We start from the raw sequence: 15617 nt of genomic DNA, 5'->3' as shown, positions 1-15617 counted from the left end.
CAACACACTTCCTTTTTTATTGTAGTTCGATTTTAATCTTCTGAAATTAAATCTTCTTCTGATGAAACGAGCTAAGCCAACAGAATGTTTTCAAAAGCATGTTATACAATACTTCTGCGCTCTACTTTATCAATATTTTCCAACATAATTCCAGTACCTTTTGCAACACAATGCATTGGCTCTTCAGCTAAGAATACAGGTACCTTTAATTCCTCTGCCAATAACTGGTCAATACCGTGAACTAACGCACCTCCACCAGTTAATATGACGCCACGATCAATTATATCAGCGGATAATTCAGGTGGTGTACGCTCAAGCACTGATTTTGCACCCTGAACTATCATATAAACAGGCTCGCGAAGCGCTTCTTCAATCTCATCTGAATTGACTGTAATTGTACGTGGTAAGCCTGTCACCATATCACGACCGCGAATATCCATTTCCTCCTTACGACCATTTTTAAAAACAGTCGCAACATTAATTTTAATATCCTCAGCAGTACGCTCTCCAATAAGAAGCTTGTATTTACGCTTTATATATTGAAGAATCTCTACATCAAATTTATCCCCAGCCATCTTTATTGATTCAGAGGTAACAATATCACCCATGGAAAGAACCGCAACATCTGTTGTCCCTCCGCCAATGTCCACAACCATGTTACCACTTGGCTGATAAATCTCCATTCCTGCACCAATTGCTGCAACCTTTGGCTCTTCTTCTAAGTAAACTTTCTTTCCGCCTGATTTCTCTGCAGCTTCTTTTATAGCTTTTTGCTCTACCTTTGTAATATTGGTTGGGCAACAAATTAACATTCTAGGCTTCGATAAAAAACCCTTTACATTTATTTTATTAATAAAATATTTCAACATAGCTTCTGTCACATCGAAGTCTGCAATAACACCATCTTTTAACGGGCGAATTGCCTCAATATTTCCAGGTGTACGACCAACCATACGTCGTGCAGCTTCTCCAACCTCAAGCACGCGACCTGTATTACGATCCATCGCTACCACAGATGGCTCATCTAATACTATTCCTTTCCCCTTTACGTGAATCAACACATTAGCCGTGCCAAGGTCAATCCCAATATCCCTAGAAAACATTAACATCCTCCTCACATTTCAACTCTTCCGCACCTGTCCGAGAACACAATGCTAGTTATACAATATAATACCACAATTTTCTACATAAAACTTCATTTATGGGGAAAAAGTACGATATTTTTGTTTCATGTTATTGTGAGGGTAAATGGTTCGAGCTTAGTGTAATGTGTAAGTCTATGTTTAATCATTTTTTTAATGTCGATTATAGCCCCCATCTCCTAACTCATGTTGTTTTAATTTGAGTACGTGGTTCAGGGTATTCCAAGATATTGGGGGCCTTTGGTTCATTGGTGGAATTGTAATTACCGTGAACGGTCTAACCTAAAAAGCTCATAAAACGAAAAATGCACCTCTCTTGGGTGCATTTTTCGGCTCAATGTAATTTTTTTGTTTTCTCTCAGCCTCTCTTCTTCTGACGTCCATTCATTAAGTACTCGCTTACCATTCACCTCCTTTAAGTTAGGGGATGATGATATTGGGTTACTTACTTTAGGATTGCTGTATCTTCTGTTGTTTGCTCGGGGCTTTTATATTTTTTGCGTGTTGCTTCTCCTCCACGTAAGTGTCGGATGGATTTGTGGTATTCTAGAATTTCCTTTACCTTTTGTGCTAACTCTGGGTTTATTTCCGGTAATCGTTCGGTTAAATCTTTATGGACTGTGCTTTTAGAAACACCAAATTCCTTTGCTATCACACGGACAGTTTTTCTCGTTTCGACAACATGTTCACCTATCCTGATAGTTCTTTCTTTGATGTAATCGTGCACACCTTTCGCCTCCCTATGTTGAATATTTCTGAGGTGTTATTCATGAGACTAGGTGATTCGAAAAATGACGAAATTCCATTTTCGAGTTTCCATCCTTTCGATTAAAGATGGTTAATCAGTGGCTTATTAGATTTATGTTTATTCGATTTTGTTACATATTCGGTAACTGTTGCAATAATTCAATGTCGAACAATATGAAAAATAGGCGAGAATGTATAAAAAGATTAATCCTGTTTGTGATAACGATTCAATATGTAATCAAGCAAATATGATGCAGCAAAGAAGAGCCACGGAAGCTCTCACCTCAGACTAACTGAATGCTTGGTTTGTAACATTTTATTATTTACTAGCCAGGAATATGAATAAAAAACATTGAATCCCATATGGGACAAGAAGTTTTTTATTTTAGTGTAACTTTTATTCGTTTTTTACATGATGCCGTTCATTCGAAAAAATACTTAGTGGTCTAATTTCTTATTTCTACGTGTGATCGTAACTCCTCAAAAAAAAAACCAAAAATCCTACAAAACATAGAATTTTTGGTTATATATGAATGGATTCAACTTTTTATGCGTAAATTTTACATAATATTTATTAATCGATGTCCCCATATTCTGGGTCCCTATGCACCATCATACCAACTGGAGTGAATGAAAAAAGAATTATCGTAGTTAAGCATACAGAAGTTAGGAAAGGCTTAAGACTCTTCATATTATTCCTCCTTTCTTCTTAGTATAATTTCAAAGTTGAATCCCATCATACCGAAATTGCAAAATGAATCTCCGTACTAACGATTGAGGTTTTTTATCGCATTCATTGGAAGTCTACTAAAGAAGTAATCACTTCTTTCAACAAACATCTTACATGACGTGGATAATAAATTCTTATCCTGCTTTGCTAAGCCCATATAATACATCTTAAATGGACTCGATAAATCAACTTGTTCGAGTAGTTCAATTGCTTTTTCATTATTTCCTTTGGCGATTTCTAAATGGGCTTGTTCACTAACATCATCTGTCACGATATTGGCTGGTCGTTTGAAATGTGCCGATAAAAATGCAATATTGTTATTTTCAATGGAGTATATTCTTTTATTGAAATTGTATTGTTTTGCAATCTTTAGTGCTTCTTTTAAGTGATACATACCTTGATAGTACGTATCAAAGGTATAACTAAGTCCTAGGTTGACATGCAGATTTACTTTTGTCTCGGGACTATTCGTTTGATTTAATGCGCGAAAAGCGTATTTTCTTGCCATGATTAGTTCATTTCGTTTCCAATAATAGATGAATAATTTCTGATAAAGCCGAAGATTAAAGGATGAAAGCATAAAGTTGTCCTGAATTGAATCAAATAACTCATGCTGCTTATCTAATAAGTTAGCAATTTTTCCGAAATCTAGTTGGTTAAAATAGGTGTCCACAATTAGTAGTTCAATTAGGCATCTTAGCTCGGGGTCTGATGTTCTCATTTCAATTAGATGGGTGCGCATTTGGCCTGCGGAGTATCTTCTTGCACGACGGTCCATCACGATTTGATAAACCTCTGCCCATTTTCGATTCGAATCATTTGGTGATTGTAGATTTTTAATAATCAGAAGTTTAAGGTCTTCATAGAATCCATTTATGTATAAGAATTCCATCCCTTTTTTCTGTATTTCAGTTGAGGTAGACTGTAAGCAATACTTGCGGGTAAGCTCTAACACTTCTTGCTCTGTATGCTCCTGTGATAGCATTACAATAATTTGTCCAATAGTTAGTTCGGTACTATCTGAGATGGTTGTCATCAACTCTGGAAGTAGACTAGGGTTTCCGTAATTCATCTTTGAGGGTTCCATCCTTTCAAGCCTCTATTTTAATAGTGAATAGGATTGTTATAAATCACATTATAAAAATATAGAAGTTTTATTCAGTCGATGTGGGAAAAATCATCTCGATTCATAGAACTAGTTTCTACTCTAGTAATTTTTTCAATTTAATAGTAACATATAATTCCTAGTTAACAATGCCTATTCGTTCGACATATTTTTTATTAACCCGTGAATTGATGGGATATTTGACGAATCATGTACTAAAAATATGTTGAATGCCTAAGAACCTAGTAAATAAAAAAAGAAGCCCTAGTAGTAGTTTTAAAACTTACTAGGACCTCTAGTCTGTTTTTAAGCGTCTGAGTCAGTTGAATCAGTATCCTCTACCGAATCTTCTTTCGATTCCTTTTTAGAGTCATCCTTTGAATTATCCTTATTATTAGATTCTTCTTTAGACTTTTCCGTATCTGATTCTGATTCCGTTGCCTCTTCCTTATCCACATCACTAGACTTGTTCTTTGAATCTTCGTCCTCTGAGTTTACACTTGATGTATCCTGCTCCTCTGAAACATCCTCAGACTCCGAATCAAGCTTTGTTACTGGCTGGTTGAAATATTCCTCTGGGTTAAACACCTGTTCATCTTTTCTGATTTCAAAATGTAAATGTGTTCCGATATTTTGCCCAAACTTATTATCTCCAGCTTTACCAATAACGTCTCCTTGCTTTACTTCGTCACCTTGCTTTACTCCGACCTCTCCAAGACTAGCATAATAGGTTGCTACCCCATTTTCATGTGATAGAATAACAACATTACCTAGTAACGGATCCTCTTTTACTTCCATAACTTGTCCGCTTAAAGCTGCTACTACATCAAAGGACTCTCCACTTGGATAAACGATATCTACCCCTGTGCTTTGATAATAGCGGTTGTTATGAAGGATCAGTGCGCTTTCACGATCTTCCTCAGATGCGTCGTAATCAAAGAATTTCGTTACGATTTCTGCTTGCTCTGGGTCCGCTACCGGAAACTTAATTACTTCCTGCGATCCCATTACAGCCTCTGAGTCTGGATCATGTGGATTTGGTGTATAATTGTCACTTAAATTTTGGTCATCCCCAACTTTAGATAATTGATTATCCAAATTCTGATACCAAACAACAACTCCTAATAGAACAGCAGCAATTGTTAAGTAAACAGCTGGGAAAAACCATTTCTTACGGAAAATCCCTTGCCAACCTTTTTTTGGCGCTTTGTTTTCCTCTTTCATTTATTCATCACCTCACCAACCATTCTGAACAGAATTTGAAAAAACTATACATTTTTGATAACTTTTTTTGTTTTTTTATGCATTTTAAATGTTTATTTGGGGATATTAAGGATTTCGGGTATGGAGTAATGCAGATTAGCATTGAATGATTATGGATTGTAGAAAGTTTGGTAGAGTTTAAGCTGATATGAATTGATTCCTAGGGGGAACTTTTTAAATTTGAGTTTGGTGACCTGGAGTGCGTATCTTTTTACCAAATCCAATCAATTATATGCCAGATTATAACCCCTTCCACGTACGGAAACCCCCCTAAGCTTTGAGCTTAGGGGGGGTTATCTATCATAATTACTATTTATTTCATCACCAGTGCTGGTACCGCTTCGTCCATATTGTTAATTTCAACATCTTTATAGTAGTACTTGATAATTTCTTCGTATGTCTTTCCTTCTTGGGCCATACCATTGGCACCGTATTGGCTCATGCCAACGCCGTGCCCGTTTCCTTTCGTGGTAAATATTAGGTAATTGTTTTTTTGTTCGATGGTGAAATCGTTGGAACGTAGTTTTAACTTTTCTCGAATTTCTCGCCCAGAAAATTTAGCTCCGGCAATATTTATTTGCTCCACCCGCTTACTCTTTGTTCTGGTTGCTTCAATGGAAAGTTTTTGGTTATTTGGCAGATTCGTTCCGAGCGCTTTTTCTACTTCTTCAATGGTGAAGGTTTCTTGGTCAAGGTAATACGGTGACACTTCATCCCAAGGACTTGGGACACTCCGCAAATATGGGATTTCATTTGTCCAATAGTCCTCCGAATTTTCAGTAAATCCATTACTAGTTGAAAAAAATTGTGGGGTAATTGGCTTGTTATTGTATGTGATGATTTGCCCCTTCGTTGCAAGTACCGCTGCAGATATTTTATCCATATTCTTTTGATAATTTTTTCCCCACTTTTGTCTTAACTCCATATCATCTTTATAAACTTGATCCTGAATGGTATCCGTTACATTGGATACTTCTTCTTCTTTTTGATATAGCATTTGGTTCACGATATAGGTTCTAGCGGCAAGGGCCTGTGCTTTCAGCGCTTCCGTTTCAAATTCTACTGGCATCTCCCCTGCAACCACTCGAGTAACATAGGTTTCTAGTGGAACATCTTCTACTTGGGATGTTTGTGTTCGCATGACCGACACTTCAACTGCAGAGTCATCCTCAACCAATTGCTTTGCATCTTTCTCACCCTGCTGTTTATCGATAGACTGGGACAATACCTCGCCTTTTGAAATGAAGGGAACAACTATCATAGTTGGAATCACTAGGATCATGGCTACAAGTCCGAGAATAAATATAGTTGGAACAGACCATTTTAGCCGCCCTTTCTCTAAGTTAATACCCATATGATGCTTTTGCGAAGGAACAAAGGTGCTAGACTTCTTCAATGTTCGGAGTTTCATGGCACTCTTTTTCTTTCTTAGCTTTTGAATTTTTTTACTTGATAAATTATAGTTTCTCAGAAGGCACCCTCCTTTTGTAACTCATTATTCTTTATTTTTTCTTTTCTAGCATTCCTACTATTAAACTTATACAGTAGGTTAAAATAATAGAACTTAAAATTAAAAAATCTAGTGAATGTTTTTTAATAGGACAGGTTTTGGAAAATGAGTATCTTAGGGGTTTATAGCGAGGGTTACATAAAAAATAAGGCTGCCTTTAAAAAAAAGACAACCTTATTTTTTATTAAAAGCATTACGTTCATTCATGGCTACCGTATATTCACGACTAAATCTGAGTCCTTCTGCTTATTTACTTTTTCATTATATAAATGACATGCAACATAGTGATTGTTCTCTACCTCCTGCCATTGAGATTTTTCTCTAGTACATATTTCCATTGCGAAAGGGCACCGTGTTCGGAAGACACATCCACTTGGCGGGTTAATTGGACTGGGTAGTTCTCCCTGTAAAATGATCCGCTCCCTTGCTTCCTCAATATCAGGGTCTGGAATCGGGATTGCAGAGAGAAGTGCTTGCGTATAAGGATGCAATGGATTTTCATAAAGACTTTCACTTTCCGTTAGCTCCACCATGTTTCCTAAATACATAACACCTATACGGTCTGAAATTTGTTTGACCATAGAAAGGTCATGGGCGATAAATAGGAAGGTTAATCCTTTTTCTTCTTGAAGCTGTTTTAAGAGATTAACTACCTGTGCTTGAACGGAAACATCAAGCGCGGATATAGGTTCATCAGCAATAATAAAATCTGGATTAAGTGCTAAGGCCCTTGCAATACCAATGCGTTGACGCTGTCCTCCACTAAACTCATGGGGATAGCGATTTGCATGATCACGGTTTAAGCCAACCTCCTCAAGTAATTGGTAAACCCGGTCATTTTGTTCTTTTTTGGTTCGAAAGAGCTTATGAACCTCCATTGGTTCTGAAATTACCTCACGTACTGTTGATCTTGGATTTAATGATGCATAGGGGTCCTGAAAAATCATCTGCATGCGCTGCCGAAGCTTAAAGAGCTCCTTTTCTGGTAAGGTATGAACGGATTTCCCGTCAAAAAACACATCACCAGCTGTCTTGTTATATAGTCCGAGTATTGTTCTACCGATTGTTGATTTTCCACAGCCAGACTCCCCCACCAGTCCAAAGGTCTCACCTTTATTCACATGGAAGGTTACATCGTTCACTGCCTTTAATACTCGGTTTTTTCCAAGATTAAAATGCTTCTTTAAATTTTTTACCTCTAATATTTTTTCTGCTCCCATGTTCCTTGCACCTCCTAGAACCAGTACCGCCTTGCAATACAAAGCTCTTTCTCGTATTTTGTATCTTTCAAATTAGTAATTTCTATTCCTTTTCCTGTATGAGGGGAATGAAGCATCCTTCCGTCACCGTAGTAAAACCCCACATGGTGGACATATCCTTTCCTGTCCCCTTCCTGATAGGCAAAGAAGAGTAAGTCCCCTGGCATTACCTTATCAAAAGGAATTTCCTGACCATGTTCAGACTGATCGGAAGCATCTCTACTAATCTCATAGCCATTCGCTTTATGCATTGTATAAGCGAATCCCGAACAGTCAAAACCAAAGGAACTCATCCCACCCCATAGATAATCCAATCCGATAAAGTTCTCGCCAGCTCTGATAATGGCTTCTCCCCCACCTTTTTCCCCACCAATTTCTGTTGGGAATATCTTTACAGCTTCTTTTGGCAGATATCCCACTCCTTTAGGGGTCACCACTTCAACGCTATCAGCATGCACATTTAAAACAGGAAGACAGGTCATAAAGCTAAGCTCCAATTCTCTTTCTCCTTGTTCATTTTTAAGCCATATGTGCTTCACACTGATAGCTGCTGTCTTCTCTTTCTGCCAATTTTTCTTTTCTACTTCGGCTAATTGGCATATAGGAATCCAACCGGGATAGCCTTGTTCATTTTTCTTAGTTGCCTGAGCAGGGATTGTTATCTTGGCCCAACCTCCCCGCACTTCCTGGATAAGTACCGCCTCACCATAGAGTGCTTGAGTTTGTACGCGATTATCATCACATAAATTCACTTTGTCTTCATAAGTTTGATTTTCAAGCCAAGCTCTTATATTTGTTGGATTAGTAATGGCTAGTCGATCCATTTCTCTTGGTGAATCTGGGGCAGTCCATACTGTAGCAACCTGGACAGCCACGACATGAAATTTATCTGGGAATGGAAGGAACGTTTGATTGTACATTTGTTTTTCCCCTTTCAGGAGTTTTATTTCTTGCATATGAATGTCTGGATAATTACTTCACTAAATACTCCTCACGAAGCCCTTGAATGCCTAATCCAAAGCTATCGCCAAAGACAATCCGACTCCCTTTGTACTGTATACCACCGTCAATTAAATCACCTGACAGCATAAGTGGGGCATCGAAATCATAGTAAGCGATATTTGGTTGACTTGCTGCAAAATGTGCTGCAGCAGTAATTCCTATTTTAGATTCGATCATACTACCAACCATACAGGAGATACCGAACACATTCGCTAGATTAGCAATCTTTAACGCCTCGTGAATGCCTCCTGCCTTCATGAGTTTAATATTAATTAGATCTGCCGCAGCCTGTTCGAGAACATTTTCTGCATCACGAGCAGAAAAGACACTTTCATCTGCCATTATTGGGATATATGTATGACTTGTGACAAATTTTAAGCCTTTTATATCATGAGCCTTTACTGGTTGCTCAATGAATTCAATATTTAAGCCAAGGTCTTCCATCTTTTGAATGGCACGTACGGCTGCTTTTGGTTCCCAGCCTTGATTTGCATCTAGTCTAATCTTCACATTTGATCCGACTTGCTTTCGAATTGCTTGTATCCGTTGTATATCCGTATCAATTTCATCTTTTCCTACTTTTATTTTCAACATTGAAAAACCATCTCTTACATACTCTTCTGCATCACTCGCCATCTCCTCTGGACTATTAACACTGACCGTATAATCTGTTTCGATTTGTGACTGGTACCCACCTAAATATTGTCTAAGGCTCATTTCCGCTTGCTGTGCTACACAATCATAAATTGCCATATCTACTGCAGCTTTTGCACTGGTGTTACCAACTAATAGACTATTAATTTTTGCAAATAATTGTTCCCGGTCAAGGCATGACATTCCGATTAAAGCCGGTCTTAATACTTCATTAATTGCAAAAGAAATACTTGCTATTGATTCCCCTGTTATTACATGGGTTGGAGGAGCCTCCCCGTAGCCGACCTTGCCGTTATCACAGGTAATTTTTACAATAATGGTTTCCGCAATGGTGACTGTTCGCAAGGCTGTTTTAAATGCTTTTTTTAATGGAACCTTTGCCAGATATGTTTCAATTTGTTGGATTTTCATTCCCTAATCACCCCCGGCATGACAGACAAACTTTTATCTTTTGTATCTAATAATGCAGTCACACCAAGCGGGATTGCAAAATGTGGAAAACAATGTCCAATTTTAAATCCGGTCATGACGGGGCACTCTAAATCCCCTAAATAATGCTGAAGGACTTCGTCTAATAATAGCGAGGGTTTATTCTTCGGTTTTGCATCAGCAAAATCACCTACGATTATTCCTGCCGCTTCTCCTAACTTTCCAGCAAGCTTCAATTGATTCAGCATGGAGTCCACTTGATATGGTACCTCACCAATATCCTCCATTAATAATATTTTCCCATTTGTGTCTATCTCAAAGTCTGTTCCTAAGGTGCTCGATATTAAAGATAAATTCCCACCAACTAGAGGACCTCCCCCTCTTCCTTCAACTAGCACATTTAGTTCGGAAAATGCTTCATCATAGCGTAGTGCAGTAGGTTCCCATAATTGCTGAAACATTTGTGCAGATAATGTATCGAATTTCGGATCTGCTATATCAGACGCTAGCATTGGCCCATGGAAGGTAACGAGTTCTGTTTTCTGCCTTATTGCAATATGTAAATAAGTAATATCACTGTAGCCCCAGATGATTTTTGGATGTTTTGCGATTAAATCGTAATTGATGACATTTGCTATACGGCTAGTACCGTAGCCCCCTCTTGCGAAAATGATTGCCTTTACATCATCATCCGCAATCATGTGATGAAAATCAGCTAATCGCTCTTCATCTGTGCCAGCTAAATAGCCATATACTTTATCAATATTTTGTCCCAGTTTCACATGAAGACCCATGCTCTTAAAAAAGGGAATAGCTTGTTGAAGTCGTTTCATATCAGGAGGGCTTGCAGGGGCAATTACACCTATTAGATCACCTTTTTTTAAGGCTTTTGGAAGAAGCATTTTATGACCCTCTTTCTTCGTATTCATGAATGAAAAAGGAGCGGCTCACCTTTCATGAGTGAGCCATTCCTTAGTAATACAGTAGTGGTGTGTCAGTTTTGCTAGTCTTAAAGGACAAATAGATTTCAAAAATGGTTGATACCCTACATCCATATGATGACATCGTTTCAATCTGCTACTAATGTTCAACTGGATTAGTTATCCTTGAACGACAGATCGATATCGGATAGAAGTTTGTCATAATATCTCTTCGAAAACCACGAATCCCATAAGCCACTCAGCCCCGACTACTCTCTTTACTTCTTATCTGCATATTTCAAATCAAAATAACCTACCGGGTGACGTAAAATACCTTCAACACCGTCCGCCTCTAATACTACTGTGTTGTAATAACGAATTGGTATCGCGATCATCTCATCAGCTAGCATTCTTTCTGCTTCGTATAATGCCTCCCAACGTTTTTCCTCATTGGTTTCTGTTTTTCCCTTAGTAATTAGCTCATCGTATTCCTTACTCGAAAACCCAGTACGGTTCATATAGGAATCTGTAATAAAGCTTTCAAGGAAGTTAACTGGATCATTATAATCATTAATAAACGAGCTACGAGAGAATTGAAGCTCTAATGCCTTTTGAGCTTCAGAAAATACATTCCATTCTTGGTTTTCTAGTGTTACTTCAACACCTAAATTATCCATAAACATGTTTTGAAGTGCCTCTGCAACTGCTTTATTTGTATCATTTGTGTTATACGATAACGTGATTGGTGGTAGTTCATTATAGCCTTCTTCTTTCATTCCTTCTTCCAGTAATTGTTTTGCCTTTTCTGGGTCATAAGATACAAGATCACCATTTTTTTCACGGAAATCTGTACCAGTTGGACTAGTGTACCCCGGGGAGACGAAGCCGTAAGCTGGCTCTACACCGTTTTTCACGACGTACTTCGCAATATCCTCACGGTTTACCGCAAGCGAAAATGCTTGTCGAATCTTCTTATTTTGGAATGGTTCCATTGTTAAATTAAAACGGTAAAATTCTAGACCTCCATAGGGACCAATGAATACATTATCTCCATTGATTAATTCATCCGATAATTCTGGTGGGATGCTTGCAGTGTCAAGCTCTCCACTTTGGAACATCTGATACTGTGTGTTTGAATCATTGACCATAGCAAAATGGACTTTATCTAATTTCACAGAATCAACATCCCAGTAATGTTCATTTTTCACAAATACCATCTCTTCATCATGTTTCCATGAATCTAATTTAAACGGACCGTTTCCAACAAACGTATCTGCTTCAGCATGCCAATTAGGATTCTCTTCGGCAACCTTATGATTAATTGGGAAAAACGCAGGATTCGTTAAGACATCCAGAAAAAATCCTGTTGGTTGCTCTAACACGACCTCTAATGTTTTCTCATCCTTTGCTGTGACCATAACATCATCAACTGATCCGTCTCCACTGTTATAGTCCTCAGCCCCTTTTATAAAATAGGCTAGGAATGCTGCTGGTGATGCTGTATCAGGGTTAAGCATATATTTCCATGCATATTCAAAGTCCTTAGCTACGACAGGGTCACCATTTGACCATTTTGCATTTTCACGGATTTGGAAGGTATAGGTAAGACCATCTTCTGATATATCCCATTTCTCCGCTACCCCTTCAGCAGCTTTATGTTCTGAATCTAGGCGGGTTAGTCCTTCCATTAAGTTGTTAAGCGGATCCCATGATACCGCATCAAATCCAATAGATGGATCAAGTGATGTAGGTTCTGTGCCATTATTCAATTTAAGAACCTTTCCATTTTCCACATCTTTTGAATCTCCTGGTTCATTACCTTTGTTTTCTGTCTCGTCTGATTTACCTGCATTTTCATTGGCAGTACATGCAGCTAAAACAAATATCGTAAATACTGCCATTAGTAAAAAGAGAAGCTTTTTCATCCTTTATCCCCCTTACCTTTTGTTTGTGACCATCGTGGCCAGTAGTTTTTTCGCCCGCTCATCCTGTAGCCAACAATCCACAGCATGTGAATCACTTAGCCTAGTGGAGTCTGGGTAAACTTTATTGCACACCTCCATCGCTAAAGGGCATCTCGATGTAAATGGACATCCTAGAGGAGGTGAGAATAAATCTGGTGGTGTTCCGTTAATGGGTTGCAATTTTCCCTTCGTATCTAACCGGGGAACAGAATTTAGTAATCCTTGTGTATATGGATGCTGTGGCTGATAAAAAATCTCACGCTTTGTTCCCGTCTCAATGATTTTTCCTGCATACATTACAGCAATTCGGTCAGCAATCTTTGCGACCACACCCAAGTCATGAGTAATTAATATAATTGATACACCAGTAACTTCCTGGATTTTTTCAAAGAGCTCTAGAATTTGGGCCTGAATAGTAACGTCTAAGGCAGTTGTTGGTTCATCCGCTATAAGTAGTTCTGGTTCACAAATTAATGCGATTGCTATCACAATTCGCTGACGCATTCCGCCACTAAATTGATGTGGGTACTGCTTCATTCGCTCTTCAGGATTAGGAATTCCAACGAGTTGCATCATTTCCAACGCTTTTTTCATTGCTATGCTGTCAGAGACCTTCCGATGTTGCTTCAATCCCTCAACTAGCTGGGTTCCTATCGTTAAAGTAGGATTCAGAGCAGTCATTGGATCTTGGAATATCATTGAGATATCGACACCACGAATGGAACGCATCTTTTTCTCCGTTAACTTTGTTAAATCCTGACCTTTAAAGAGAACCTTCCCCTTTGTTATTTTTCCAGGTGGATTTGGAATAAGTCGCATAATGGCATTGGATGTAACACTTTTTCCACAGCCAGATTCACCCACAATAGCCAATGTTTCTCCTTTATGTATATGGAAGTCTACGCCCCTGACCGCCTGAACGGTCCCACCATAGGTCGTGAACCTAACATGTAGGTCTTGTACCTCTAGTATTTTTTCCATTATTAGCACCTACTTCCTTAGTTTCGGATCAAGTGCATCCTGTAATCCGTCTCCTAGTACGTTAAATGCAAACATAGTAAACGAGATGAAAAATGCAGGGAAGAATAATGTCCACCAGTTCCCTGATAATATCGCTCCAAGTGAATCATTAGCCATGACACCCCAGCTTGCATACGGAGCCTGAATTCCAAGACCAATAAAGCTTAGGAAGGCTTCTGCAAAAATTGCAGAAGGTACGGTTAAAGTCATTTGTACAATAATAGGCCCCATCGTGTTTGGCAATAAATTTCGCCGGATAATGCGTGATGTTTTTGTTCCAAATGATTTCGATGCGAGAACATACTCGTAATTTTTAATTTGCATGACCTGCCCTCGTACAATCCTGGCCATTCCTACCCAGCCTGTTACCGTCAAAGCAACAATAATAGTAGAAAGGCTGGGACCAAGAACTACTAGTAACAAAATTACGACTAGAAGGTAAGGTAAGCCATATAGGATTTCAATTATTCGCATCATGATGTTATCCGTGCGTCCGCCTTTATAGCCCGAGATACCTCCCCATACGATTCCAATCGTTACATCGATTAGCGCAGCCATAAATCCAACAAATAAAGAGATTCTTGCTCCATACCATGTACGTGTAAATACGTCCCGGCCATGTGAGTCTGTTCCAAACCAGTGTTCACTAGATGGGGCTTGGTACTGGTCGGATAGTACCCCTTTATTGACTTCATATGGAGATAGGATTGGCCCGAATATTGCCATGATAATGAGTACTATTAGGAAAACTAGTCCCAGCATAGCTAATTTATTTTTACGAAGCCTCCGCCAAGCATCCTTCCAATAGGATAGAGATGGCCTTGATACTTGCTCCTGCTCTGATTTGTCCTTTTCTCGCCATCTAAACCAATCATCATGTATCTGCTCCTTTGCTGCTATGTGATGGGGATGTTGATTACTTTTCATGGCCTATTCCCCTTCCTTCTTGGTTACTTTAATTCTTGGGTCAACGAATCCATAGGCAATATCCACGAGAAAAAGCATGATAATCAAAAACGCACTATAAAATACAGTAGTTCCCATAATGACGGGATAATCACGGTGATTAATGCTCTCCACAAAATACTTACCCATTCCCGGTATGGCAAATATTTGTTCAATAACAAACGTTCCCGTCAATATACCTGCAAGTAGGGTTCCCATAATTGTGATTACAGGCATTAAGGCATTTCGAAGTGCATGTTTTATGATAATTTTCCAGGGTGCTAAGCCTTTGGCGCGTGCCATTTTTATATAGTCCTGTGTTAACACCTCTAGCATGGTTGATCTAGTTAACCTTGCTATAATAGCCATTGGTCCCGTCGCCAGTGCTAGAACGGGAAGAACCATATGCATTGGACTCGCCCAGGTTGCAACAGGGAATATTTCCCAGTCTACCGCCAGCTTTTGGATAAGCAATGTTGCCAGTATGAAGTTTGGGATAGAAATACCAAGAACTGCAATACCCATCGCTAAATAATCAATAATCCCGTTATGCCGTAGTGCAGCTAATACCCCTAACGTGATCCCAGATATTACTGCAACAATAACTGTAACAATTCCAAGCTCAAAGGATATTGGGAACCCTCTTCCAAGTAAGTCATTCACCGTCTGGTTTGGTTGTTTAATAGATGGTCCAAAATCTAATGTTACGATTGACTTTAAATAAAGTAGGTATTGCATATACTTTGGTTTATCTAGATTGTAGTGCTTTTCAAGATTTTGTTGAACCGTTTCATTGGACGTCTGATCACTAGTAAATGGTGACCCAGGGATGGATGTCATTAGTACAAATGTCAGCGTAATAATAATCCATAACGTAAGGATCATGATTAATAATCGTTTTAATATGTAGCGAAGCATTGCCCCCAA

13 protein-coding genes are annotated in these 15617 nt (G+C 38.7%); all 13 read right to left on the bottom strand.

What is annotated here, in order from left to right; translation table 11 throughout:
* Positions 1-101: 101 nt before the first annotated feature.
* The 13 genes from KI338_RS07495 to KI338_RS07435 all read right to left on the bottom strand — a co-directional run bounded on the left by KI338_RS07495 (position 102) and on the right by KI338_RS07435 (position 15608).
* Positions 102-1103: a rod shape-determining protein gene (locus tag KI338_RS07495; RefSeq protein WP_212920386.1), complete on the bottom strand. Its 1002-nt coding sequence runs from the start codon at positions 1101-1103 to the stop codon at positions 102-104.
* A gap of 484 nt (positions 1104-1587) precedes the next feature.
* Entirely contained in the window at positions 1588-1869 is a 282-nt protein-coding gene (gene spoIIID / locus KI338_RS07490) for a sporulation transcriptional regulator SpoIIID (protein WP_212920385.1), read from the bottom strand.
* Positions 1870-2656: 787 nt separating this feature from the next.
* Positions 2657-3691, bottom strand: a complete 1035-nt coding sequence (locus KI338_RS07485; RefSeq protein WP_212920384.1) for an AimR family lysis-lysogeny pheromone receptor — start codon at positions 3689-3691, stop codon at positions 2657-2659.
* Positions 3692-4030: 339 nt separating this feature from the next.
* Positions 4031-4948: a stage II sporulation protein SpoIIQ gene (gene spoIIQ / locus KI338_RS07480; RefSeq protein WP_212920383.1), complete on the bottom strand. Its 918-nt coding sequence runs from the start codon at positions 4946-4948 to the stop codon at positions 4031-4033.
* 352 nt (positions 4949-5300) lie between these two features.
* Positions 5301-6398 carry a stage II sporulation protein D gene (spoIID, locus tag KI338_RS07475; protein WP_212920382.1) on the bottom strand — a complete coding sequence of 366 codons (1098 nt, stop codon included), beginning with the start codon at positions 6396-6398 and terminating at the stop codon, positions 5301-5303.
* Positions 6399-6706: 308 nt separating this feature from the next.
* A complete protein-coding gene (locus KI338_RS07470) occupies positions 6707-7717 on the bottom strand; it encodes an ABC transporter ATP-binding protein (RefSeq protein WP_212920381.1) in 1011 nt (336 codons plus the stop codon).
* 14 nt (positions 7718-7731) lie between these two features.
* Positions 7732-8676, bottom strand: coding sequence for a C40 family peptidase (locus KI338_RS07465; protein WP_212920380.1), 945 nt, complete (start codon positions 8674-8676; stop codon positions 7732-7734).
* A gap of 52 nt (positions 8677-8728) precedes the next feature.
* Positions 8729-9823, bottom strand: coding sequence for a dipeptide epimerase (locus KI338_RS07460; RefSeq protein ID WP_212920379.1), 1095 nt, complete (start codon positions 9821-9823; stop codon positions 8729-8731).
* The gene (locus tag KI338_RS07455) at positions 9820-10743 is read right to left on the bottom strand and encodes a S66 peptidase family protein (protein WP_212920378.1); all 924 of its coding nucleotides are present in this window, start codon (positions 10741-10743) and stop codon (positions 9820-9822) included. The genes KI338_RS07460 and KI338_RS07455 overlap by 4 nt, the downstream gene beginning before the upstream one ends.
* Before the next feature lie 296 nt (positions 10744-11039).
* On the bottom strand, positions 11040-12686 hold the full coding sequence (locus KI338_RS07450; protein WP_212920377.1) for a peptide ABC transporter substrate-binding protein: 1647 nt from the start codon (positions 12684-12686) through the stop codon (positions 11040-11042).
* 12 nt (positions 12687-12698) lie between these two features.
* The gene (locus KI338_RS07445) at positions 12699-13706 is read right to left on the bottom strand and encodes an ABC transporter ATP-binding protein (RefSeq protein ID WP_212920376.1); all 1008 of its coding nucleotides are present in this window, start codon (positions 13704-13706) and stop codon (positions 12699-12701) included.
* Between the two features lie 9 nt (positions 13707-13715).
* Positions 13716-14672, bottom strand: a complete 957-nt coding sequence (locus KI338_RS07440; RefSeq protein ID WP_212920375.1) for an ABC transporter permease — start codon at positions 14670-14672, stop codon at positions 13716-13718.
* A 3-nt stretch (positions 14673-14675) separates the two neighbouring features.
* The gene (locus KI338_RS07435) at positions 14676-15608 is read right to left on the bottom strand and encodes an ABC transporter permease (RefSeq protein ID WP_212920374.1); all 933 of its coding nucleotides are present in this window, start codon (positions 15606-15608) and stop codon (positions 14676-14678) included.
* Positions 15609-15617 lie beyond the last annotated feature (9 nt).

The organism is Ornithinibacillus bavariensis, assembly GCF_018333235.1.
Taxonomy (GTDB): Bacteria; Bacillota; Bacilli; order Bacillales; family Amphibacillaceae; genus Ornithinibacillus; species Ornithinibacillus bavariensis.
The sequence above is the reverse complement of the archived record's forward strand: the minus strand, read 5'-3'. Positions and strand labels throughout refer to the sequence as shown.